Below are 24,397 nucleotides of genomic sequence, written 5' to 3' on the forward strand. Positions count from 1 at the left end.
GTGAGGGCGGGGCGGGAGAGGGCAAGTCCTTACTCCGCCGGGATGGCGCGCGGCAGGGTCACCGGCACGGCCAGACGGTGCAGCATCTCCTTCGGCACCACCTGCCAGAAATGGCCGAGTTCGCGCTGCCAGTCGTTGAGGATCTCGGCGGCGAAACGGCTCTGCGTCTCGGCGACATGCTCCTCGATCAGGGCGCGGAGCTGGGCCTCGTAATGGGGCACCTCGATCCGCTGGTAGACGACGCTCTCCTCGTTGATGAAGAGCGGCAGCGTGTCGTCCGGGTCATACAGGTAGGCCATGCCCCCGGTCATGCCGGCGGCGAAATTGTCGCCGACCCTGCCCAGGATGACCGCCGTGCCGCCGGTCATGTATTCGCAGCCGTTGGAGCCGCAGCCCTCGACCACCACGGTGGCGCCGGAGTTGCGCACCGCGAACCGCTCGCCGGCCTGGCCGGCGGCGAACAGCTTGCCGGCGGTGGCGCCGTACAGCACCGTGTTGCCGATGATGGTGTTCCGGTTGGACTCCAGCGGGCTGTTGGTGGCGGGACGGACGACGATGGTGCCGCCCGACAGGCCCTTGCCGACATAGTCGTTGGCGTCGCCCATCACCTCCAGCTTGATGCCCTGCACCGCGAAGGCGCCCAGCGACTGGCCGGCGGTGCCGCGCAGACGCACGGTGATGTGGCCGGGCTGCAACCCGAACATGCCGAACTTCCGCGTCACCATCGAGGACAGCCGCGTGCCGATGGCGCGCTGCGTGTTGCGGGCGTTGTAGGCGAGCTGCATCTTCTCGCCCTCCTCGAACAGCGGACGGGCGTCGGCGACGATGCGGGCGTCCAGCGTGTCCGGCACCTCGTTGCGGCCCTGGAGCGTGCAGTAGCGCGCGTTCTCGCCGGGATCGACCTGGGCCAGCAGCGGGTTGAGGTCGAGATCGTCGAGATGCGCGCCGCCGCGGCTGACCTGATGCAGCAGGTCGGTGCGGCCGATCACCTCGGTCAGCGAGCGGAAGCCGAGCTTGGCCAGGATCTCGCGGACCTCCTCGGCCAGGAAGGTGAAGAGGTTGACCACCTTCTCCGGCGAGCCGACGAACTTCTCGCGCAGCTTCTCGTCCTGGACGCAGACACCGACCGGGCAGGTGTTGGAATGGCACTGCCGGACCATGATGCAGCCCATGGCGATCAGGCTGGCGGTGCCGATGCCGTACTCCTCCGCGCCCAACATGGCGGCGATGACGATGTCGCGGCCGGTCTTCAGGCCGCCGTCGGTGCGCAGCCGCACGCGGTGGCGCAGCTTGTTCAGCGTCAGGACCTGATGCACCTCCGACAGGCCCATCTCCCAGGGCAGGCCGGCGAACTTGATCGAGGTCTGCGGGGAAGCACCGGTGCCGCCGGAGTTGCCGGAGATCAGGATGATGTCGGCGTTGGCCTTCGCCACGCCGGCGGCGATGGTGCCGATGCCCGACCGGCTGACCAGCTTCACCGTGACCTTGGCGTCCGGGTTGATCTGCTTCAGGTCATAGATGAGCTGGGCCAGATCCTCGATCGAATAGATGTCGTGGTGCGGCGGCGGGCTGATCAGGGTCACGCCCGGCGTGGCGTGGCGCAGCCGCGCGATCATCTCCGTCACCTTGAAGCCGGGAAGCTGGCCGCCCTCGCCGGGCTTGGCGCCCTGGGCGACCTTGATCTCCAGCTCGCGGCACTGGTTCAGATACTCGGCGGTGACGCCGAAGCGGCCCGACGCCACCTGCTTGATGGCGGAGTTCCAGTTGTCGCCGTTCTTGTCCGGGCGGAAACGCGCCGGATCCTCGCCGCCCTCGCCCGAGTCGGACTTGGCGCCGATGCGGTTCATCGCGACGTTCAGCGTGCCGTGCGCCTCGGGCGACAAGGCTCCCATCGACATGCCGGGCGTGATGAAGCGCTTGCGGATCGAGGTGATGCTCTCCACCTCGTCCACCGGAACGGCGGGCTTGATGGTGCGGAACTCCAGGAGGTCGCGCAGCTGCATCGGCGGCCGCTTGTTCACCTGCTCGGAATATTTCTTGAAAGTGGTGTAGCTGTCGTTGGTGACGGCCTGTTGCAGGGTGTGGATGATCCCGCCCTCCCAGCCATGGCGGTCGCCCGACTTGCGGAAGCGGTAGAAGCCGCCGACCGGCAGCGGCAGCGCCTCGCCGGCATAGGCCAGCGCGTGCTGCTCCAGCACCTTCTTCTGGATGCCGTTCAGGCCGATGCCGGAGATGCGGCTGACCATCGCCGGGAAATGCTCGGCGACCAGGGCGCGGCTGAGGCCGATGGCCTCGAAGTTGCCGCCGCCGCGGTAGCTGCTGATGACCGAGATGCCCATCTTGGACATGATCTTCAGCAGGCCGTCGTCGATCGCCTTCTTGTAGTTCGTCATCGCCTTCTCCAGCGACAGCGAGCCGAGCAGGCCGCGGCGCTGGCGCTCGGCCACCGCCTCCTGGGCCAGATAAGCGTTGACGGTGGTCGCGCCGACGCCGATCAGCACCGCGAAGTAATGGACGTCCAGGCATTCCGCCGTGCGCAGGTTCAGCGAGGTGAAGGTGCGCAGGTTGGAGCGGATCAGGTGGGTGTGGACCGCGCCCGTCGCCAGGATGGCCGGGATGGCGGCGCGGTCGGCGCCCATCGCCTCGTCGGTCAGGATGACGTGGTTGGCGCCGCCGCGCACGGCGTCCTCCGCCTCCTGGCGGATGCGGCGGAGCGCGTCGCGGAGCGCGTCGGGGCCGCCCCCACCATCGGCATCGACCGGGAAGGTGGCGTCGATCTCCGCCGCCGTCTCGCCCATATAGGCGCGCATGGCGCGGAATTCGGCGGTGGTCAGCACCGGGCTGTCGAGTTGCAGCAACCGGGTCTGGCTCTCATCCTCGTCCAGGATGTTGCCGAGGTTGCCCAGCCGCGTCTTCAGGCTCATCACCCGGCGCTCGCGCAAGCTGTCGATGGGCGGGTTGGTGACCTGGGAGAAGTTCTGGCGGAAGAAATGGTGCAGGCCGCGATACTTGTCCGACAGCACGGCGATCGGGCTGTCGTCGCCCATCGAGCCGACGGCCTCCTTGCCGTCCTCCGCCATCGGGTGGAGGATCAGCTCCATGTCCTCCATGGCGAGGCCGAAGGCCATCTGCCGGCGGCGCAGCTCCTCCTTCTCCATCTCCGACGCCTCGCCCTTCAGCGCGGCGGTCTTGACCAGCTCGTCCAGATGCGTGGTGTTCTTCACCCAATGGCCCCAGGGCTTCTGGGCGGCCAGATGGTCCTTCAGCTCACGGTCGTTGAACAGCTTGCCGGCCTGGAGATCGACGGCGATCATCTCGCCCGGGCCGAGGCGGCCCTTCTCGACCACCTGGTTCTCCTCGATCTTGACCATGCCGGTCTCGGAGCCGCCGATGATCAGGCCGTCGGTGGTGATGGTGTAGCGCATCGGGCGCAGGCCGTTGCGGTCCATGCCGCCGACGACCCAGCGGCCGTCGGTCATGGCCAGTGCCGCCGGGCCGTCCCACGGCTCCATGACGGAGTTGCAGTAGGCGATCAGCGCCTTGTGGTTGTCCGGCGTGGTCTGCGAGCTGGTCAGCGCCTGCGGCACCAGCATCATCTTGACCATCGGCGCCGTGCGGCCGGCGCGCACCATCACCTCGAACACGCTGTCGAGCGCGCCCGAGTCGGACAGGCCGACGCCGATCACCGGCTTCAGGTCGCCCATGTTGGCGCCGAACACCGGATGCTCCATCCGGGTCTCATGCGCCTTCATCCAGTTGACGTTGCCCTTCAGCGTGTTGATCTCGCCATTGTGGGCGAGCATGCGGAAGGGCTGGGCCAGCGGCCAGGTCGGGAAGGTGTTGGTCGAATAGCGCTGGTGGTAGATGGCGAAGGACGACTCGAAACGGTCGTCGGTCAGGTCCGGATAGAAGGTGGACAGCTGTTCGGCGAGGAACATGCCCTTGTAGATGATCGAGCGCGCCGACAGCGAGCAGATGTAGAAGTCGCTGATCTGCTCGCCATGCACCGCCTTCTCGATCCGGCGGCGGATGATGTAGAGGTCGAGCTCGAACTGCTCGTCGGACACGCCCTTGCTGTTGCCTATGATGATCTGCTCGATCTCGGGCCGGGTGGCGTTGGCCTTCTCGCCGATGATGTCGACGTTGATCGGCACCTGGCGCCAGCCATAGATGTAATAGCCGAAGGCCAGGATCTCGGTCTCGACGATGCAGCGGCAGGCTTCCTGGGCGTCCAGGCTGATGCGCGGCAGGAAGACCTGGCCGACCGCCAGATTGTTCTCCGGCGGCAGATGGCCGATGATCTTGACGTGGTCCTTGAAGAACTTCTGCGGCACCTGGACATGGATGCCGGCGCCGTCGCCGGTCTTGCCGTCGGCGTCCACCGCACCGCGGTGCCAGACCGCCTTCAGGGCCTCGATGCCTTTCTCGACCACCGAACGGCGGGGCTTGCCGTCGATCGCGGCGATGAAGCCGACGCCGCAGGCGTCATGCTCGTCGGCCGGATTGTAGGCGTGGGCAGTGGTCAGCGCCGCGGCGTTGGCGCGGAAATCGGCGACGAACTGCTCACCCTGGTTCAACTCGGTGGTCATGGAACGACCCTTTCACAGTCTGGACGTTGACCTGGGGGACCGAAGGGAAGGCCCCCTGGGGTAGACGGTGGTTCTGGTGTGGAGAGGGCGGCTTGCCCTCTCCCCAACCCTCCCCCGCTCTCGGCTGGCCGAAGGCCGGTCCGATCGCGGGGGAGGGGACTGCCGCCGCCGTCCCATAAGGCACCCACTCCCTTGAAGAGGGGGAGGGTCGGGGAGGAGGCAAGCGGCTTGGTGACGTGAGCGCCTTACTCCGCCGCGACCGCCAGCTTGGCGCCGGCGGTCTGGGCGTAGGCGTGCATCGCCTCGGCGGCGTCGCGGCCGTCGCGGATCGCCCACACCACCAGCGAAGCGCCGCGCACGATGTCGCCGGCGGCGAAGACGCCGTCCAGGCTGGTCATCTTGCTGCGATGGTCGACCAGCAGCGTGCCCCAGCGGGTGACGGTCAGGTCGGGCGAGCCGAACAGGCCCGGCAGATCCTCCGGCTCGAAGCCGAGCGCCTTGATGACGAGGTCGGCCGGCTCGGTGAAGTCGGAGCCCTCGATCACCTGCGGGGTCTGGCGGCCGGTGGCGTCGGCGACGCCGAGATGGATGCGCACGGCGCGGACGCCGGTCACCACGTCGTCACCGGTGAAGGCCTCGGGTGCCGCCTGCCAGACGAACTCGACGCCCTCCTCCTCGGCATGGGCGACCTCGCGCTGCGAGCCCGGCATGTTCTTGCGGTCGCGGCGGTACAGGCACTTGACCGAGGTGGCGCCCTGGCGGATCGCCGTGCGCACGCAGTCCATCGCGGTGTCGCCGCCGCCGAGCACCACCACCTTCTTGCCGGCGGCGTTCAGCGAACCGTCCTCATAGGCCCCGACCGTGTCGCCCAGCCCGACCTTGTTGGAGGCGGTCAGGTAATCCAGCGCCGGCACGATGTTCCCCAGCCCCGAGCCGGGGGCCTTGATGTCGCGGGCCTTGTAGACGCCGGTGGCGATCAGGATGGTGACGTGGCGCTCGCGCAGCTCGGCCAGGGTGGCGTCGCGGCCGACCTCGAAATTCGAATGGAAGATGACGCCGGCATCGGCCAGGCGCTGGACCCGGCGGGCGACCACGTCCTTCTCCAGCTTGAAGCCGGGGATGCCGTAGACCAGCAGGCCGCCCATGCGGTCGTAGCGGTCATAGACATGGACCTCGTAGCCCTTGGCGCGCAGCTCCTCGGCGGCGGCCAGCCCGGCCGGGCCGGCGCCGATCACGCCGGCGGACAGGCCGAGTTCACGGGCCGGCTTGCGCGGCTTGACCCAGCCATTCTCCCAGGCGGTGTCGTTGATGTATTTCTCGACCGAGCCGATGGTGACGGCGCCGTGGGTCGACTGCTCGATGACGCAGTTGCCCTCGCACAGCCGGTCCTGCGGGCAGATGCGGCCGCAGATTTCCGGGAAATTGTTGGTGGCCTGGGAGACCTCGTAAGCCTCCTCCAGACGGCCCTCGGCGGTCAGCTTCAGCCAGTCGGGGATGTTGTTGGAGACCGGGCAGTGCACCTGGCAGAAGGGGACGCCGCATTGCGAGCAGCGGTTGGCCTGCTCGTTCGCGCGCTCGTCGCTGAAGCGGGCGTAGATCTCGGCGAAGTCCTGGCGGCGGTCGGCGGCAGACCGTTTGTCGGGCATCTTCTGCGCGGTGTGCACGAAGCCCAACATTTTCTGGTTCGCCATGACGTCTGCTCCTTCGCTTCGCGGCCCCGCCGTCTCTCTCGGGGACATCGCCTTGCTGGGCCTGACCGGGGGCTGCGGCATTCGCCTCTACCGACCGGCTGGGTTGAAATCGAACGTCCGCGAAGTGGCGGACGCTCGTCATATAACGCATGCGATCGGCCCGCGAAAGCACAAAACAGCCGATAGGTCCGCTTTGTTGACCTTTTCTTCCGCAAGGCTGTAATGCGCATGGGGGTGCGCGGGGCGTCACAAAAACGCGACAGAAAATTAGTCCCGAAAAAGGACTATCGCCCGCATCGGAGTACCGACCCCTCGCCATCGCCAGCGTGATCGTCGCCTGCTATAAGCGCTGCAACATCCAACCGTGCCGAAGGCTTGAGCGCCGCGATGATGATCGATCAATATCTGGACGCCACCCTGCTGGGGCTGATCGAGGGGCTGACCGAGTTCCTGCCGGTCTCCTCCACCGGCCACCTGATCATGCTGGACGAGCTGCTGGGATTCGAGGGGCCACCCGGCAAGGTGTTCGAGGTGGTGATCCAGCTTGGCGCCATCCTGGCGATCTGCGTGGTCTATTTCCAGCGGCTGTGGCATGTCGCCACGGGGCTGAAGGACGACCCCGGCGCCCGGCGCTTCGTGATGGCGGTGGTCATCGCCTTCCTGCCGGCGATGGTGCTGGGCGCCGGCCTGCACGGCATCATCAAGGCGGTGCTGTTCAACCCCACCGTGGTCAGCATCGCGCTGATCGTCGGCGGCATCGCCATCCTGCTGGTGGAGCGCATGGTGCCGGTCCCCCGCTATCACCGGATCGAGAATTTCCCCGCCCCGCTGGCGCTGAAGATCGGCTTCTGCCAGTGCCTGGCCCTGGTGCCGGGCGTCTCGCGCTCGGGCGCCAGCATCCTCGGCGCGCTGCTGATGGGCGTCGACCGCAAGACGGCGGCCGAATTCTCCTTCTTCCTGGCGGTGCCGACCATGGCCGGCGCCACCGTCTACGACCTCTACAAGAACTGGTCGGGCATGAGCTTCGACAGCGGCCTGCTGATCCTGGTCGGCTTCGTCACCGCCTTCATCGCCGCGGCCCTGGTGGTGAAGACCCTGGTCGACTTCGTCGGCCGCTACGGCTTCACCCCGTTCGGCTGGTACCGCATCGCCGTCGGCACCGGCATGCTGGCCTTCCTCTATCTGTAAGTCTCTCAACCCGTCCGCCGCGGCACCGCACGGGCCGCGGCGGCGGCCATTCCCAGCGCCAGCAGCGCGATCATCGCGAAGGCGCTGGCGAGGCTGGTGGCCTCGGCGATGAAGCCGACCAGCGGCGGACCGGCGAGCACGCCGGCATAGCCCATGGTGGACACGGCGGCGACCGCGTGGTCGGCATGGCCGCTGTCCACCGCCCCCGCCGTGCTGAACAGCACCGGCACGATGTTCGACAGGCCGATCCCGGTCAGCCCGAAGCCGATCATCGCCAGTACGGGCAATCCGTCCAGGACGGGGCCGCCGGCCAGCACCAGCCCCAGTCCGGCCGCGGCCAGCACCCCGCCGGCACGCATCAGCGTCGCCCCGCCGAAGCGGTGGCGCAACCGGTCGCCGCTGAACCGCCCGATCGCCATGGCGGCGCTGAACACGCCGAACCCCAGGCCGGCGACGGAGGCCGGCGCGCCCAGATCGTCGCGCAGATGGATGGCGCTCCAGTCCAGGATGGCGCCCTCGCCCATGAAGGCCATGGCGGCCAGCAGGCCGAGCAGCAGGGTCTTGCGGTCGGGCAGCACCAGCCCGCCGCCGCCGGCGTTGCGGTCGGGCAGGAAACGGCCCTGCAAGGCCAGGAAAAGGGCGAGCAGCCCGGCCGACACCAGGGCGGCCTGGGCCGCCGGCGGCATCAGCGGCAGCAGAAGCCCGCCCAGCCCGGCCCCGGCCAGTCCGCCCAGGCTCCACATTCCATGCAGCGACGACATGATCGGCCGGCCGAAGCGCCGCTCCACCAGGGCGCCCTGGGCGTTCATCGCGACGTCCATGGTGCCGCCCGAGGCGCCGAACAGGGCCAGCACGACGCACAGCGTCACCACATCGGGCACCAGCGCCGGCAAGGGCAGCAGGCCGGCGAACAGCAGGGCGGTCGCCCGCGTCACCGGCGCGCTGCCCAACCGTCCCAGCAGGGGCCCGCTGGCGATCATCGCCGTCAGGGCGCCGGCGGCAAGGCAGAGCAGCGCCACCCCCAGCACGGCCGGGCTGAGGTCGAGCCGGTTCTTCAGCAGCGGGATCTGCGTCGCCCACACGCCGAAGACGGTGCCGTTCAGGAAGAAGGCGGCGACGGTGGCCCAGCGCGCGGCGGACGCCTGTTCCATCGCCCGTCCCGCAACGTCCCGGATATGCTCTGCCCCAGTCATCGCCCGCGCCCGCCTCCCCTCGGTTGAACCGCCCACATGACGGCGGACGGTGGGGATTTCAAGCGGCGATCGCGGCAGGCGTGCCATGCCCGCCGGCATGGGGAACCTTCCCGCTCCTCCCTTCCCCCCCCAATGCGAAAGCCCCGGCGCGGGGGCCGGGGCTTTCGGGAGGCGGCAGCTGTGTGCGCCTGGTGCGGGTTGGCGGTCAGTGGGCGGTGCCGGTCTGGCCGCTGAACTTGCCGCCGACGATGAAGCGCGACAGGTAGGTCGGCAGAATCACCTCGCAGGTCGCCAGATCGGCGATGCCGAGATCCTTGAAGCCCAGCGCGGTCGGGGAAACGACGTTGTCCCGCTTCAGCAACGCCACCTGATCGCGGGTCAGCACCGGATCCAGCACCGGGACCTTTTCCAGGAAGCCGGCCAGCGACTCGGCGGCGTTCCAGGGGATGGTCACCAGCGGGCGGTGGCGCTGGATGTCCTTCTGGGTCAGGTCGAGCAGTTCGCGGAAGGTGTAGACGCGCGGGCCGCCCAGCTCATAGGTCTTGCCGCGGCTGGCGTCGGTCGCCAGCGCGGCGACGACGGCATCGGCCAGATCGCCGACATAGACCGGCTGGAAGAGGGTCTTGCCGCCGCCGATCAGCGGCAGGGCGGGGGCCTTCTGCGCCATCGCGGCGAATTTGTTGAAGAAATTGTCCTCCGGCCCGAAGACGATGCTGGGGCGCAGGATCGTCGCCGCCGGGAAGGCCGACAGCACCGCCGTCTCGCCGGCCGCCTTGGAGCGGGCGTAGGCGGAGGCGGAGGAGGCGTCGGCGCCGATGGCGGAGAGATGGACCAGCCGCTCGACGCCGGCCGAGGCCGCCAGCCGGGCGATGCGGGCGGCGGCATCGACATGCACGCCCTGGAAGCTCTGGCTTCCGCGCTCGAACAGCACGCCCAGCAGGTTGATGGCGACGTCCGCTCCCTGAAGGGCGCGGGCCACCGACTCGTCCTTGGCGCAGTCGGTGGCGAAGGGCACGATCTGGCCGACGGCGCCGGCCGTTTTCAGGAAGGCGGCCTTGCCTGGATTGCGGGTGGCGATGCGGATGACGGCGCCCGACTTGGCGAGGCGCCGGATCAGATGGCGGCCGATGAAGCCCGAACCGCCGAACACCGTGATAACCTGAGTGCGATAGGACATCGACCGTCTCCCGTGTCGTTGCGCGCCGGAACCGGGGATTCCGCGCGGGCGGCCTTTTCCGCGCGCCGCCGCGCGCCCCCCGCGCGTCGTCCGACTGTGTGTCGCCATATAGAGGATCGCTGGAACTGCGGGCATGCTTATAGCGAAAGGGTCGCCGCCAATCTAGGGACTGCATCGCCGCGCCCGCCGGCGGGGGGACGAAAACCCGCGATGCGACAAAAAAATGAAGGGGCCGGAAAAAAGCTGTTGACGCCCCCCGGCCGGATCATTAAACAACCGCCCACACACCGAGCACCGAGCCCAGGTGGCGGAATTGGTAGACGCGCAGGTTTCAGGTACCTGTGGCAGAAATGTCGTGGAAGTTCGAGTCTTCTCCTGGGCACCATTTCTTTCTACCCGGCTGCGCCGCATGCACAGCTCCTTCGATCGAGGGAGAGAATGTGCAGAGCGGCGTTCGTCGTTTCTAGGGTCCGTGGCCGGGGGCCTGACCACCCCGGGAACCGACCATGCCCATCGACCTTCATGACGGCGACCTCCCCGACGGCCTCGACCTCGCCGCCGGCGCCCGCGACAACTGTGTCGCCATCGACACCGAGACCATGGGGCTGAACCCCCATCGCGACCGTCTCTGCCTGGTGCAGCTGTCGGCCGGCGACGGTGCCGTCCATCTGGTGCAGTTCCGTCCCGGCCGGTATGAGGCGCCGAACCTGAAGCGTCTGCTGACCGATCCCGGCGTGACCAAGCTGTTCCACTTCGCCCGTTTCGACGTGGCGGTGATGAAGGCCTATCTCGGCGTCGACTGCCGGCCGGTCTATTGCACCAAGGTCGCCTCCAAGCTGGTCCGCACCTTCACCGACCGCCACGGCCTGAAGGATCTGTGCAAGGATCTGCTGGGCGTGGAAATCTCCAAGCAGCAGCAGTCCTCCGACTGGGGCGCGCCCGAACTGACCACCGACCAGATGAAGTACGCGGCATCCGACGTGCTGCACCTGCATGACCTGAAGGCGAAGCTGGACGTCATGCTGGCGCGCGAGGGGCGGACCCATCTGGCGCAGGCCTGCTTCGACTTCCTGCCCGCCCGCGGCGAGCTGGATCTCGGCGGCTGGGAAACCCCGGACATTTTGGCGCACTGACAGCGGACGCCTTTGGCGCTTCAAGTGGCGGGCAAGGAGTTTCCGTCCCTGGAGGGCGGAGACTTCGATCGATCGCCGGGTCCCGGTTCGGGCGTGGGTTTGACCCCGCCTGCCGGGCTGGGCATACTGCACCACGCCGCCACCGATCCGTCATGATGCCGGGCGGGCGCAGGGTGGTGAACGGCCCGTCGCCGGGCCTCTTGAATGGAAGGCATGACAGCCTTGACCAGCGTTATCATGTCCAGCGTGACCGGCAGCCTGACCGACGGCCCGGTCGCTTCGACCGAGTCCAGCCCGGTGGAGAACCGCGATCTCGCCTGCGCCGTCCGCGTGCTGCGGACCGAGGCCGACGCGCTGGTCGCGCTGGCCGGCAGCCTCGACGGCGAATTCCTGCGGGCGCTCGACATTTTGCAGGGCATCGAAGGCCGCGTCGTCGTCACCGGCATGGGCAAGTCCGGCCATGTCGCCCGCAAGATCGCCGCCACCATGGCCTCCACCGGCACGCCGGCCCTCTTCGTCCATCCGGGCGAGGCCAGCCACGGCGACCTCGGCATGATCGCCAGGATCGATGCGGTGGTCGCGCTGTCCAATTCCGGCGAGACTCATGAACTGGCCGACATCATCGCCTACACCCGCCGCTTCGGCATCCCGCTGATCGGCATGACGCGCCGCGCCGCCTCCTCGCTGGCCGAACAGTCGGACGTGGCGCTGGTGATCCCGCCGGAACCGGAGGCCTGCCCGCTGGGGCTGGCGCCCACCACCTCCACCACCATGATGCTGGCGCTGGGCGACGCGCTGGCGGTGGCCCTGCTGGAGCGGCGCGGCTTCTCCGCCGCCGATTTCCGCGAGTTCCACCCCGGCGGCCAGCTCGGACGCGCCCTGCTGAAGGTCACCGACATCATGCACAAGGGCGACGATCTGCCCCTGTGCCGTCTTGACTCGCCGCTGTCCGACGTCATCTTCGAGATGACGGCCAAGCGGCTCGGCTGCGTCGGGGTCACCGACGAGGCCGGGGCGCTGGTCGGGATCATCACCGACGGCGACCTGCGCCGTCATCTGAAGCCGGAGATTCTGGCCGAACGCGCCGACAGCATCATGTCGCCGCGGCCCAAGACCATCCGCCCGAAGGCGCTGATCGTCGAGGCGCTGCGCGAGATGAACGACAAGAAGATCACCACCCTGTTCGTGATCGAGGCCGACCGGCCGCTGGGCATCGTGCACATCCACGATTGCCTGCGGGCCGGCGCGGCCTGATGGTGGTCCCGGTCATCATGCGAGCCGAGCGCCGAGCCGGAGGGACGAGGATTTGAGCCTGGACGACCTGCGCAGCCCCGACCGCACAGCGGCCGGCAACACCGCGACCGAGCCCACCGCTCCCGCGCCCGTTCTGTCGGCGCCCGTTCTGTCGGCGATTGGCCCATCGGCGGGAGGACGGGCGCGTGATGGCCGCGACTCCGGCTTGGCGGCACCGCAGGCGGCGCGGCGGGCGCACCGTCGGCGCGACACCCGCCCGGTCAGCCGGATCTACAGCCGTTTCGTCTCGGCCATGAAGTTCGTGCTGCCGGCGGCGGCGCTGGCGATGGTGGCCCTGCTGGCCGCCTGGCCGTCGCTGAACAGCCCGCAGGGCGCCCGGATCACCGCCGACGCCGGGCAGACCGAGATGCTGAAGCCGCGCTATTTCAGCCTGGACGAACACAACCAGCCCTTCTCGCTGGTGGCGGCCAAGGCCGACAAGTCGACCGACCAGCCCGACATCGTCCTGCTGGACGACCCGCGCGCCGAGATGACCGAGACCACCGGCACCTGGGTGACCATGCAGTCCGACAAGGGCTGGTACAATCAGACCACCGGCATCCTGCTGATGCGCGGCAACGTCCATGTCCTGCGCGACGACGGCAACGAGTTCACCACCAGCGAGGCCGAGGCCGACATCCGCAAGGGCAACGCCTGGGGTGACAAGCCGGTGACCGGCCAGGGCCCGCAGGGCGAGATCAACGCCATCGGTTTCCGCATGACGGACCGTGGCAAGAACGTCGTCTTCCTCAACCAGTCGAAGGCCGAGGTCCAGGCCGCCGAACGCCCCGGGAGCAAGAAGCCGTGACGTCCAAACGGTCGCCAGTCCGTACCGCCCTGACCTTGTCGGCCCTGCTGGCCGGCGGTCTCCTTTCCGGCGCTCCCGCCCTTGCCCAGGGCCTGCCCGGCATGGGCGGCAAGCAGCCGGTGGAGATCAACGCCGACCAGGCGATCGAATGGCACCAGGATGTCCGCGCCTATGTGGCGCGCGGCAACGCCTCGGCCAAGCGCAACGAGTCGACCGTCTTCGCCGACGTGCTGACCGCCTATTACCGCGAGGTCCCCGGCAAGGGGAACGAGGTGTTCCAACTGGTGGCCGACGGCAATGTCCGCGTCGTCAGCCCGAACCAGCAGGTTTTCGGCGACCATGGCGTCTATGACGTCGACAAGCAGGTCGCCGTCGTCACCGGCAAGGACCTGAAGCTGATCACCGCCAAGGATGTCGTGACCGCCCGCGACAGTCTGGAATATTACGAGGCGCAGGATTTGACCGTGGCCCGCGGCGACGCGGTGGCGGTGCGCGGCAACGACCGGCTGCGCGCCGACGTGCTGATCGGCCGGCTGAAGAAGATGCCGGACGGCACCTCCCAGATGGAGCGGATCGACGGGTCCGGCAACATCATCGTCACCACCCCCACCGACGTGGCGCTGTCCGACAAGCTGGTCTATTCGGTGGCCGACAATGTCGCGGTGCTGATCGGCAATGTCCGGATCACCCGCGGCGACAACCAGCTGAACGGCGAAGCCGCCGAGATGAACATGAACACCAAGATCAATCGCGTCATCGCCGGCCGCGACGCCGGCGGCCGGGTCAGCGGCCTGCTGATTCCCGCCGATAAGACTGATGGTGGCAAGACCGGCGCCGGCAATACGGGCGCCCCGGCGGGCAAGAAGCCGTGACCGTGCTGACCGTGAACGGACCCGGCGCCGCTCCCGCCGGCAGCGGCAGTGCCGCCACCGCCACCCCCACCGAAGGGCTGGTGGCCCAGCATCTCGGCAAGTCCTTCAAGAAGCGGCCGGTGGTGCGCGACGTCTCGCTCAGCGTCCAGCGCGGCGAGGCGGTCGGGCTGCTCGGCCCGAATGGCGCCGGCAAGACCACCTGCTTCTACATGATCACCGGCCTGATCGCCGCCGATTCCGGCACGATCACGCTGGATGGCCAGGACATCACCGCGCTGCCGATGTACCGCCGCGCCCGGCTCGGCATCGGCTATCTGCCGCAGGAGGCCTCGATCTTCCGCGGCATGACGGTGGAGAACAACATCCGCTCCGTGCTGGAGGTGGTGGAAAGCGACCGCGACGCGCGGGAGGCGATGCTGGACGAGCTGCTGGCCGAATTCTCGGTGACGCATCTGCGCCGCTCGCCCGCCCTGGCGCTGTCGGGCGGCGAGCGGCGGCGCGTGGAGATCGCCCGCGCGCTGGCCGGACAGCCGCATTTCATCCTGCTGGACGAGCCGCTGGCCGGCATCGACCCCATCGCGGTGAACGACATCCGCGAATTGGTCGGCCACCTGCGCGACCGCGGCATCGGCGTGCTGATCACCGACCACAATGTGCGGGAAACGCTCGATCTCGTCGATCGGGCATATATTTTGCACGACGGTGTGGTACTAATGGAGGGACGGCCGGATGAGATCGTGGCGCACGAGGGCGTGCGCCGGGTCTATCTCGGCGACCGCTTCAGTCTGTAGCCCTCCGTTTCCACTGGTCCCGGTTCCACAGCCATGGCGCTTGCTCAACGTCTCGACCTTCGACAAGCCCAGACACTGGTGATGACACCGCAGTTGCAGCAGGCCATCAAGCTGCTGCAACTGTCGAACATCGAACTGTCGGACTTCGTCGATCGCGAGATCGAGCAGAATCCGCTGCTGGAGCGTGACGGCGGCCCGGCCGACGGCGGCAGCGATCCGGTGGGAGAGGGGAGCGGCGGCGAGGCGCCGGGCGGGCTGGACGGCCCCGGCGGCATGGAGGCGAACGGGCTCAGCGCCGACGGGCTGAACGGGCGTGACGACGGCCCGGCCCTGGCGCCGGGCGACGGGCGCACCCGCGACACGGTGGAGATGACCTCCTCGGACACGCTGGCCTCCTCGTCGGAGGCGCCGCTCGACACCGATTTCGAGAATGTCTACAGCGACGACCGCTTTTCCGACGGCTCGGACGGCGGCAGCGAGGTCTACGGCTCCTATGGCGAGCGCGGCGGCCGCAGCGGCTTCGACGATGACGACAGCAATCTCGAAGCGACGCTGACCAGCGAGAAGAACCTCCGCGACCACCTGACCGAACAGCTGAAGATCGACCTGCCCGACCATGGCGACCAGTTGATCGGGCTGGCCCTGATCGACATGCTGGACGAGGCCGGCTGGCTGATCGGCTTCGACGCCGGGGCGCTGGCCGACCAGCTCGGCTGCGGGGTGGAGCGGGTGGAGCGGGTGCTGGCCGCCTGCCAGCGTTTCGACCCGCCCGGCATCTTCGCCCGCTCGCTGAAGGAATGCCTGGCCATCCAGCTGCGCGAGAAGAACCGGCTGGACCCGGCGATGGCGGCGCTGCTCGACAATCTGGAGCTTCTGGCCGCGCGCAACCTGCCGGCCATCATGAAGGTGTGCGGCGTCGATGCCGAGGACGTCGCCGACATGGTCGCCGACATCCGCAAGCTGAACCCGAAGCCGGCGCTGGCCTTCGACCACACCCCGGCCCAGCTGGTCACCCCCGATATCCTGATGCGCGCCAATCCCGGCGGCGGCTGGCTGATCGACCTGAACCCGGACACGCTGCCGCGCGTGCTGGTCAACCACCGCTATTTCGCCCGCATCTCCGACAGCGCCCGCAACAAGTCCGACAAGGAATACATCTCCGAACGCTTCCAGTCGGCGAACTGGCTGGTGAAGTCGCTGCACCAGCGCGCCACCACCATCCTGAAGGTGGCGAGCGAGATCATCCGCCAGCAGGATGCCTTCTTCATCCATGGCGTCTCGCACCTGCGGCCGCTGATCCTGCGCGACATCGCCGAAGCCATCGGCATGCATGAAAGCACCGTCAGCCGCGTCACCACCAACAAGTTCATGGCGACCCCGCGCGGGGTGTTCGAGCTGAAATACTTCTTCACCTCCGCCATCCAGGGGGCCGACGGTCAGGCGTCCCATTCCGCGGAGGCGGTTCGGCACCGCATCAAGACCATGATCGACGCCGAGAAGCCGGATGACGTGCTGTCGGACGACAAACTGGTGGAGATTCTGCGTTCCGAAGGGATCGACATTGCGCGAAGGACGGTCGCGAAGTATCGTGAAGCGATGAAAATACCGTCATCGGTGCAGCGGCGACGCGCCAAGATGTCACGCATGTAGGCGGGCGGTCAGGGGAGGGCTCGATTGACAGTCCGATGCCCGTTGCCTATCGTCCCGGCCCGCAAGCGGCGGATCAGCATCTTTGAATGCGGCATCTTAGAACGTCGTGTCTACACCGTCCCCAGCGGACCAATATTGGAAACGTTCCACCATGCAACTCTCCGTCAAAGGCAAGCAGCTCGATGTGGGTGACGCTCTGCGCTCCCATGTGGCCGACAGCCTGAACGCCGTGGTCGGCAAGTATTTCGACAAGCCGATCGAGGCGAACGTCGTCCTGACCAAGGACGCGCATCTGTACAAGGCCGATATCCAGGTCCATGTGAGCCGCGGAATCGTCCTGCAGAGTGCCGGCGACGCCACCGAACCCTATCCGGCCTTCGACATCGCCTGCGAGAAGCTGGCCAAGCGTCTGCGCCGCTACAAGCGCCGTCTGCGCGACCATCATGCCGCCGAGAACGGCGCCGCCATCCCGGCCAGCTACCGGGTGCTGGAGGCCGAGGGCGACGAGCATCACGAGGAGGTCGAGGCCGCGGCCGATGGCGCCGCCCATCCGATGGTCGTCGCCGAGATGGAGACGAGCATCGCCACCCTGTCGGTCAGCGAGGCGGTGATGCGCCTGGAGCTGGCGCAGGCCCCCGCCCTGATGTTCCACAACGGTGCGCACGGCCGCCTGAACATGGTCTATCGCCGCGCCGACGGGAACATCGGCTGGGTCGATCCGGCGGAGAAGGCCGGCGCCTGACGGCGCCGACCCCTCTCCCTGGTCAAGAAGCGTCATGCTCGACCTCATCTCTCCGCACGCCATCCTCCCGAACCTGAAGGCCGGCAACAAGAAGCAGGCCCTGCAGGAGATGTCGCGCAAAGCGTCCGAGCTGACCGGTCAGCACGAGCGGGCGATCTTCGACGTGCTTCTGGAGCGCGAAAGGCTGGGCACGACCGGCGTGGGCCATGGCATCGCCATCCCGCACGGCAAGCTGTCCAGCCTGGACCGCGTCCATGGCGTCTTCGCCCGCCTGGAGCGGCCCATCGATTTCGACGCGATCGATGAGCAGCCGGTCGATCTGATCTTTCTCCTCCTCGCCCCGGAACAGGCGGGAGCCGACCATCTGAAGGCGCTCGCCCGCGTCTCGCGCCTGTTGCGGGACCAGTCCATGTGCGAAAAGCTGCGCGGAGCCCAGTCGGGCGACGCGATGTACGCGCTCCTGACCCAGCACGAGCCGACCCCGTCCAACTGACGGGCCGCCGGTGAGGGGGAATGGTATGCCGAAGGGCCGCTGCACGTTCGTGCGCGGCCCTTTTTCTTTGGCGCTCCAACACCAATTAGTGTCGGGACGGACGGGCTGCTACACTGGACCGAGCCGACTTGTTTGACGGGGGCCAAGGCCATGGGAAACGCACAGCGCAAGCCCTGGATTTCGCCGCAGGACTACCTCGCCGCCGAACGCAGCGCCGAGGTCCGCCACGAGTATGTCGATGGCGAGATCTTCGCCATGGTCGGGGCGAGCCGCCGTCATGCCACCATCGTCGGCAATTTGTTCGTCGCCCTGCGGCAGGCCGCCCGCGCCCGTGGATGTCAGGCTTACGCCAACGACGTGAAGGTCCGCGTCGAGGCGGCGAACGCCTTCTACTATCCCGACCTCGTCGCGACCTGCTCCAGTGGTGACGACGACCCCTATGTCGTCAAGGACCCGGTCCTGGTCGTCGAGGTGCTGTCCGACAGCACCGAGGCCATCGACCGCCGCGAGAAGCGGACCAACTACCAGAAGATCCCGTCCCTGCGCGAGATCGTGCTGGTCTCGCAGAGCGAGCGTCTGGTGGAGGTGTACCGCCGCGACGGCGGCGGCTGGACCGTCGATGTCGTGCGCGACGGTCCGGTCATGCTGGCCGCGTTGGACCTGGCCATTCCACTGGAGGCGGTTTACGAGGACTGAGGGCGATCGGCTTTCAAAACCGAAAGTCCTTCAACTATCATTCCCCCTCACCCCCGTTCAGCCCACCCCATATAGTTCACGTCCAGATCGCGCGGGTTCAGCCGGAATTCGTCGCTCAGCGGGTTGTAGGTGATGCCGGTCAGGTCGCGCATGCCCAGCCCGTGGGGGCGGATGATGGCGTTCAGTTCGGACGGGCGCAGGAACTGGCGCCAGTTGTGGGTGCCGCGCGGCAACCAGCGCAGGATGTATTCCGCCCCGACGATGGCGAGCGCGAAGGATTTCGGCGTGCGGTTCAGCGTCGCCAGGAACAGCGCGCCGCCCGGCGCCAGCAGGTCGGACAGCGACTTCACGAACAGGGCCACGTCGGCGACATGCTCGATCACCTCCATCGCCAGCACCACGTCGAAGGTCTCGCCGCTGGCCGCCAGCGCCTCGGCGGTGGTGGCGCGGTAATCGACGGTGGTGCCGGTCTCGGCGGCATGGGTGGCGGCGGTCTTGATGTTCTTCTCCGAGGCATCGACGCCGACCACCTCGGCGCCCATCCGTGCCAGCGGTTCGGCCAGCAGGCCGCCGCCACAGCCGATGTCGACCACCCGCAGCCCTGCCAGCGGCGCCGGCGCCAGCGGGTCGCGGCCCAGCCGCTTGCACACGCTGTCGCGGATGTAGGTCAGGCGCAGCGGGTTCAGCCGGTGCAGCGGCTTGAACTTGCCGGCCGGATCCCACCACTCGGCGGCGATGGCGGAGAAGCGGGCGACATCCTCCGGATCCACGGTTCCGCCGGCAGAGACGGTTGCGGACGCGTGCGGGAAGGCGGAGGAGGAGGCGGTCATGGTGAAAATCCGTAAACTGTGAGGCGGGACGGGCGCGGGCAACTTGCCTCGCTCCCATCGACGGAGTATGGATACGCCGCCCCGCGCCGGCAACGGTGGAGCGGGGGTGCGCTCAGCCGACCCGCATGATCGACAGACATCGTGACCGGGCGGCCAGACATGGTGTGAGGTATGGCGCGGATCGTCCTGAAGTTCGGAGGCACGTCGGTCGGCGACATCGACCGCATCAAGAACGTGGCCCGGAAGGTCGAGCAAGAGGTGAAGGCGGGGCATCAGGTCGCCGTCGTCGTGTCGGCGATGTCCGGCGTGACCAACCAGCTCGTCAAATACTGCAACGACATCGACAAGCTGCACGACGCCCGCGAATATGACGCGGTCGTGGCGTCCGGCGAGCAGGTGACCTCCGGCCTGCTGGCCGTCGCCCTGCAATCGCTCGGCATTCCCGCCCGCTCCTGGGCCGGCTGGCAGATTCCGATCCGCACCGACGACACCCACGGCAAGGCGCGCATCGTCTCCATCGACACCACCGAGATGGAAAAATCCCTGCAGACCGGCGAAGTCGCCGTGGTCGCGGGCTTCCAGGGCGTGTCGGAGCAGGGCCGCATCACCACGCTGGGCCGCGGCGGTTCCGACACCTCGGCGGTGGCGCTGGCGGCGGCGGTGAAGGCCGACCGCTGCGACATCTACACCGACGTCGACGGCGTCTACACCACCGACCCGCGCATCGTCACCAAGGCGCGCAAGCTCGACAAGATCACCTACGAGGAGATGCTGGAGCTGGCCTCGCAGGGCGCCAAGGTGTTGCAGACCCGCTCGGTCGAGATGGCGATGAACCACCGCGTGCGCGTGCAGGTGCTGTCGAGCTTCGAAGCGGCGGCCGGCAGCGCGCTTCCCGGAACCCTGGTTGTTGACGAGGACGAGATCGTGGAAAAGGAAGTTGTGAGCGGCATCGCCTACAGCCGCGACGAGGCGAAGATCACCCTGGTGGGCGTCGCCGACCAGCCGGGCGTCGCCGCCGCCATCTTCGGTCCGCTGACCGACAACGCCGTCAACGTCGACATGATCGTCCAGAACGTGTCGGAAGACGGCAAGTCGACCGACATGACCTTCACCGTCGGCAAGGCCGATCTGGCCCGCGCCGTCAAGGTGCTGGAGGACGCCCAGTCCACCCTGAACTACAAGCGCATCGTCTCGGATGCCAATGTGGTGAAGGTGTCGGTCATCGGCGTCGGCATGCGCAGCCATGCCGGCGTCGCCCAGCGCATGTTCAAGGCGCTGGCCGACAAGGGCATCAACATCCAGGTCATCTCGACCTCCGAGATCAAGATTTCGGTCCTGATCGCCGAGGAGTATGCGGAGCTGGCGCTGCGCGCCCTGCACACCGCCTACGGCCTGGACGCCGCCTGAGCGCAGGTGGCGCCCGGGTGTCGGGGACCGCAACATCAGGAAAGGGCCGGCCATGACCGACGCCATATCGCACGCGGCGGCAGGACCGGCCCAGTCCCGTCTCGACAGACCCCGTTCCGACCACTCCCGGCAGCAACAATCCCGTCTCGACCGGCTCTGGCAACGGGGCCGGGACTTTCTCGGCACCCGCACCGCCGTGATGGGCGGGGCGATGAGCTGGGTGTCGGAACGGCATCTGGTCTCCGCCATCTCCAATGCCGGCGGCTTCGGCGTGCTGGCCTGCGGTTCGATGGCGCCGGACCAGTTGGCGGTGGAGATCGCCGCCACCCGGGCGCTGACCGCCAAGCCGTTCGGCGTCAACCTGATCAACATGCATCCGGCGCTCGACCGGCTGATCGACGTCTGCCGCGAGCAGGGCGTCGGCCATGTGGTCGTCGCCGGCGGGCTGCCGTCCGGCGCCACCCTGCGCCGCATCAAGGATGGCGGGGCCAAGGCGATGGGCTTCGCCCCGACGCTGGTCGCCGGCCGGCGGCTGGTGAAGCATGGCGTCGACGCGCTGGTGATCGAGGGAACCGAGGCCGGCGGCCATATCGGTCCGGTCTCCACCACCGTGCTGGCCCAGGAAATCCTGCCCGACCTGCGAGAGGTCCCGGTCTTCGTCGCCGGCGGCATCGGCCGCGGCGAGGCGATCCTCTCCTATCTGGAGCTGGGGGCGGCCGGCGTGCAGATCGGCACCCGCTTCGTCTGCGCCACCGAGTGCGTGGCCCATCCCAAGTTCAAGCAGGCCTTCATCCGGGCATCCGCCCGCGACGCCCAGCCGTCGGTGCAGATCGATCCGCGTTTTCCGGTCATTCCGGTGCGGGCGCTGGCGAACGACGCGTCGAAGCGCTTCACCGAGTTCCAGCGCGCGGTCATCGCCAAGGTCGATGCCGGCGCGATGAGCCGCGACGAAGGCATGCTGGAGATCGAGCATTTCTGGGCCGGCGCGCTGCGCCGCGCGGTCATCGACGGCGATGTCGAGACCGGCTCGCTGATGGCCGGGCAGAGCGTCGGGCTGGTCACCCGCGAACAGCCGGTGGTCGACATCCTGGCCGAATTGATCGCCCAGGCCGAATCGGCGCTGGCACGGCGGGCGATGGATGAGGCATCGTTGGGATTACTGGCGGAGCCGACGGTGGGAGCGCTGTAGCGATGACCGACACCCTCGACACGACGGCCGGAGATGGCGGGATGGGCGGGGGATCGCACCCCCGTTTCGACGGCGCCTCGTCGCGCCGTCTGCTCGCCCATCTGCGCGACATCATGGCCGGGGCGGGGTCGGGACAGGACCGGCTGGACAAGATCGTCACGCTGATCGCGGCCGAGATGAAGGCCGACGTCTGCTCCTGCTATGTGCTGCGCGCCGGCGAGGTGCTGGAGCTGTTCTCCACCGAGGGCCTGAACAAGACCGCCGTCCACAATACCCGGCTCAGGGTGGGCGAGGGCATCGTCGGCTTCATCGCCGGCCATGCGCGGCCGCTCGCCCTCAACGACGCGCCCTCCCACCCCAGCTTCGCCTACCGCCCGGAAACCGGGGAGGAGCCCTTCCCGTCGATGGCCGGCGTGCCGATCCTGCGCGGCGGCAAGGTGCGCGGCGTGCTGGTGATCCAGCACAAGGACCGCCGCCGCTATGTCGAGGAGGAGGTGGAAACCCTCCAGACCATCGCCATGGTCGTCGCCGAGCTGGTCGCCCAGAGCGAGCTGGTCAACCCGGCGGAGGTCAGTACCACCGGCGATCCGGTGCTGCTGCCGGCCCGGCTGTCGGGCACGGCGATGAGCGCCGGGCTGGCCATGGGGCTGGCCGTCATCCACCGGCCGCAGCTGACCGTCCGCCAGATGGTGGCGGAGGATGCCGACGCCGAGCTGGAGCGCTTCAACGCAGCACTTCAGACCATGCACAGCGCCATCGACGATCTGCTGGAGGCGGCGTCGCTGGCGGGGCTCAGCGAGCCGCGCGACATCCTGGAGACCTACCGGATGTTCGCCGAGGATCGCGGCTGGCTGTCGCGCATCCGCGAGGCGATCCGCGTCGGCCTGACCGCCGAGGCGGCGGTGCAGCAGGTGCAGAATGACACCCGCGCCCGCATGAGCCATCTGACCGATCCCTATATCCGGGAGCGGTTGATGGATCTGGAGGATTTGACCAACAGGTTGCTGCAACATCTGGCCGGAAAGACCAGCGGCGCCGACGGCGCCACCCTGCCGGACGACATGATCCTGGTCGCCCGCTCCATGGGGCCGGCGGAGCTGCTGGATTACGACCGCACCCGCCTGCGCGGGCTTCTGCTGGAGGAAGGGTCGCCGGCCAGCCATGTCTGCATCGTCGCCCGCGCCCTGAACATCCCGGTGGTGCAGGCGGCCGACGCGCTGAACCGGATCGAGCCGCTGGACCAGCTGATCGTCGATGGCGACCACGGGCAGGTCTTCATCCGCCCGGCCGAAGACATCCAGATGGCCTTCTCCGAGGCGGTGGCGTTGCAGCACCGCAAGGAGCAGATGTATGCGGAGATCCGCAAGCACCCGTCGGTGACGCGCGACGGGGTGCCGATCTCCATCCATCTGAACTGCGGCCTGCTGATCGATTTGCCGCATCTGACCGCCAGCGGGGCGGAGGGGGTCGGGCTCTACCGCACCGAAATCCCCTTCATGGTCCGGGCGTCATATCCCGACGTGAAGGCGCAGACCGACCTCTATTCCCGCATCATGAACGAGGTCGGCGACAAGCCGGTCGTCTTCCGCACGCTGGATGTCGGCGGCGACAAGATGCTGCCCTACATGACCGGCGGCGAGGAGGAGAATCCGGCGCTGGGCTGGCGCGCCGTGCGCATCGGACTGGACCATCCGTCGCTGCTGCGCCAGCAGCTGCGCGCCTTCCTGCTGGCAGCCGCCGGACGGCCGCTGTCGGTGATGTTCCCGATGATCGCCGAGGTGGCGGAGTTCGACGGCGCCCGCCGCCTGCTGGAGCTGGAGCTGAAGCGGCTGGCCGCCCAGGGGCTGGAGCCGCCCAGCCGCCTGCGCGTCGGCACCATGCTGGAGGTGCCGTCGCTGTTGTGGCAACTTCCGGCCCTGCTGCCCAAGCTGGACTTCCTGTCGGTCGGGTCCAACGACCTGACCCAATATCTGTTCGCCGCCGATCGCGGCAACCCGCGCACCTCGACCCGCTACGACCCGCTGGCGCCGTCGATGCTGTGCGTGATGCGCCGGCTGGTCGACGAGTGCGCGAAGCACAAGGTGTCGCTCAGCATCTGCGGCGAGATGGCCGGCCGGCCGCTCGACGCCATGGCGCTGATCGGCGTCGGTTTCCGCACCCTGTCGATGTCGCCGCCCTCGGTGGGGCCGGTGAAGACGATGCTGCGCTCGCTCGACGTCGCGGCCCTGCGGGATTACATGAGCGGGCTTTACACCGGCGCCGACCACAGCCTGCGCGACAAGCTGAAGACCTTCGCCAAGGATCATGGCGTGATCATCTGATAGCGGTCGGCGGCGCGAAGGGTGGCAGGTGGAACTCCGTCTTTTTATCCGCCTTTCTCGCCGGGCCGGCGGGCCGATGCCACAAAATACGTGACGGAATAGGCGCGAAAGCCGTTAGGCTATGGGTATGGCCGAATCGAGGCACGACCCAGTGTTGGGAACATGAAGCAGCCTTGCCGGAGCCAAGGCGTCCTCAGCCATGGGATGGTCCCGCAGGCAAGCAGCGGGGCGTCGCACCGCCGCCCCGGTCGGCCGGCGCACCCCGGCCCCCATCCTTGGACGCCGCCGTTTCCAAGCCGCCGCCTCCTGCTTGGCGGCCTCGGCCGACGATCGG

18 protein-coding genes and 1 tRNA gene are annotated in these 24,397 nt (G+C 68.2%); 14 read left to right on the top strand and 5 right to left on the bottom strand.

The window, feature by feature from the left end; translation table 11 throughout:
- Positions 1-29 precede the first annotated feature (29 nt).
- Positions 30-4,589: a glutamate synthase large subunit gene (gltB, locus tag AZL_RS00535; protein ID WP_012972727.1), complete on the bottom strand. Its 4,560-nt coding sequence runs from the start codon at positions 4,587-4,589 to the stop codon at positions 30-32.
- 245 nt (positions 4,590-4,834) lie between these two features.
- On the bottom strand, positions 4,835-6,280 hold the full coding sequence (locus AZL_RS00540) for an NAD(P)-dependent oxidoreductase (RefSeq protein WP_012972728.1): 1,446 nt from the start codon (positions 6,278-6,280) through the stop codon (positions 4,835-4,837).
- 387 nt (positions 6,281-6,667) lie between these two features.
- On the opposite strand from AZL_RS00540, the gene AZL_RS00545 reads away from it, so the two are divergent.
- Positions 6,668-7,468, top strand: coding sequence for an undecaprenyl-diphosphate phosphatase (locus AZL_RS00545; protein WP_012972729.1), 801 nt, complete (start codon positions 6,668-6,670; stop codon positions 7,466-7,468).
- A 5-nt stretch (positions 7,469-7,473) separates the two neighbouring features.
- Here AZL_RS00545 and AZL_RS00550 read toward each other — a convergent pair whose 3' ends face one another.
- The gene (locus tag AZL_RS00550) at positions 7,474-8,619 is read right to left on the bottom strand and encodes an MFS transporter (protein WP_247894237.1); all 1,146 of its coding nucleotides are present in this window, start codon (positions 8,617-8,619) and stop codon (positions 7,474-7,476) included.
- A 247-nt stretch (positions 8,620-8,866) separates the two neighbouring features.
- Complete coding sequence (locus AZL_RS00555; RefSeq protein ID WP_012972731.1) at positions 8,867-9,838, bottom strand: complex I NDUFA9 subunit family protein; 972 nt, start codon at positions 9,836-9,838, stop codon at positions 8,867-8,869.
- A gap of 298 nt (positions 9,839-10,136) precedes the next feature.
- Between AZL_RS00555 and AZL_RS00560 the strand changes: the two genes are divergently transcribed.
- The 10 genes from AZL_RS00560 to AZL_RS00605 all read left to right on the top strand — a co-directional run bounded on the left by AZL_RS00560 (position 10,137) and on the right by AZL_RS00605 (position 18,316).
- Positions 10,137-10,223 (top strand) — tRNA-Leu (locus AZL_RS00560).
- A 121-nt stretch (positions 10,224-10,344) separates the two neighbouring features.
- Positions 10,345-10,971 (top strand): ribonuclease D, encoded by a 627-nt coding sequence (locus AZL_RS00565; protein WP_012972732.1) that lies wholly within the window; start codon positions 10,345-10,347, stop codon positions 10,969-10,971.
- A gap of 213 nt (positions 10,972-11,184) precedes the next feature.
- Positions 11,185-12,225, top strand: a complete 1,041-nt coding sequence (locus tag AZL_RS00570) for a KpsF/GutQ family sugar-phosphate isomerase (protein WP_371304223.1) — start codon at positions 11,185-11,187, stop codon at positions 12,223-12,225.
- Between the two features lie 52 nt (positions 12,226-12,277).
- Complete coding sequence (gene lptC / locus AZL_RS00575) at positions 12,278-13,072, top strand: LPS export ABC transporter periplasmic protein LptC (protein ID WP_042442245.1); 795 nt, start codon at positions 12,278-12,280, stop codon at positions 13,070-13,072.
- Positions 13,069-13,944, top strand: a complete 876-nt coding sequence (locus AZL_RS00580) for an LptA/OstA family protein (protein WP_012972735.1) — start codon at positions 13,069-13,071, stop codon at positions 13,942-13,944. The genes lptC and AZL_RS00580 overlap by 4 nt, the downstream gene beginning before the upstream one ends.
- On the top strand, positions 13,941-14,735 hold the full coding sequence (lptB, locus tag AZL_RS00585; RefSeq protein ID WP_012972736.1) for an LPS export ABC transporter ATP-binding protein: 795 nt from the start codon (positions 13,941-13,943) through the stop codon (positions 14,733-14,735). The genes AZL_RS00580 and lptB overlap by 4 nt, the downstream gene beginning before the upstream one ends.
- Before the next feature lie 33 nt (positions 14,736-14,768).
- Entirely contained in the window at positions 14,769-16,385 is a 1,617-nt protein-coding gene (rpoN, locus tag AZL_RS00590) for an RNA polymerase factor sigma-54 (RefSeq protein ID WP_012972737.1), read from the top strand.
- A gap of 151 nt (positions 16,386-16,536) precedes the next feature.
- Positions 16,537-17,127: a ribosome hibernation-promoting factor, HPF/YfiA family gene (gene hpf, locus AZL_RS00595; RefSeq protein ID WP_042442247.1), complete on the top strand. Its 591-nt coding sequence runs from the start codon at positions 16,537-16,539 to the stop codon at positions 17,125-17,127.
- A 34-nt stretch (positions 17,128-17,161) separates the two neighbouring features.
- Positions 17,162-17,620: a PTS IIA-like nitrogen regulatory protein PtsN gene (gene ptsN, locus AZL_RS00600; protein WP_012972739.1), complete on the top strand. Its 459-nt coding sequence runs from the start codon at positions 17,162-17,164 to the stop codon at positions 17,618-17,620.
- A gap of 150 nt (positions 17,621-17,770) precedes the next feature.
- The gene (locus tag AZL_RS00605) at positions 17,771-18,316 is read left to right on the top strand and encodes a Uma2 family endonuclease (protein ID WP_012972740.1); all 546 of its coding nucleotides are present in this window, start codon (positions 17,771-17,773) and stop codon (positions 18,314-18,316) included.
- Positions 18,317-18,363: 47 nt separating this feature from the next.
- Here the strand turns inward: AZL_RS00605 and ubiG are convergent, their stop codons facing one another.
- Positions 18,364-19,146: a bifunctional 2-polyprenyl-6-hydroxyphenol methylase/3-demethylubiquinol 3-O-methyltransferase UbiG gene (gene ubiG, locus AZL_RS00610; RefSeq protein ID WP_012972741.1), complete on the bottom strand. Its 783-nt coding sequence runs from the start codon at positions 19,144-19,146 to the stop codon at positions 18,364-18,366.
- A 171-nt stretch (positions 19,147-19,317) separates the two neighbouring features.
- Between ubiG and AZL_RS00615 the strand changes: the two genes are divergently transcribed.
- From AZL_RS00615 to ptsP, 3 genes are read left to right on the top strand one after another with little or no spacing between them, the layout of a single operon-like run.
- Positions 19,318-20,553 carry an aspartate kinase gene (locus AZL_RS00615; RefSeq protein WP_012972742.1) on the top strand — a complete coding sequence of 412 codons (1,236 nt, stop codon included), beginning with the start codon at positions 19,318-19,320 and terminating at the stop codon, positions 20,551-20,553.
- Between the two features lie 52 nt (positions 20,554-20,605).
- On the top strand, positions 20,606-21,742 hold the full coding sequence (locus AZL_RS00620) for an NAD(P)H-dependent flavin oxidoreductase (RefSeq protein ID WP_012972743.1): 1,137 nt from the start codon (positions 20,606-20,608) through the stop codon (positions 21,740-21,742).
- Between the two features lie 2 nt (positions 21,743-21,744).
- The gene (gene ptsP, locus AZL_RS00625; RefSeq protein WP_148219146.1) at positions 21,745-24,063 is read left to right on the top strand and encodes a phosphoenolpyruvate--protein phosphotransferase; all 2,319 of its coding nucleotides are present in this window, start codon (positions 21,745-21,747) and stop codon (positions 24,061-24,063) included.
- The last annotated feature ends 334 nt before the right edge of the window (positions 24,064-24,397 follow it).

This window comes from Azospirillum sp. B510, assembly GCF_000010725.1.
Taxonomy (GTDB): domain Bacteria; phylum Pseudomonadota; class Alphaproteobacteria; order Azospirillales; family Azospirillaceae; genus Azospirillum; species Azospirillum lipoferum_B.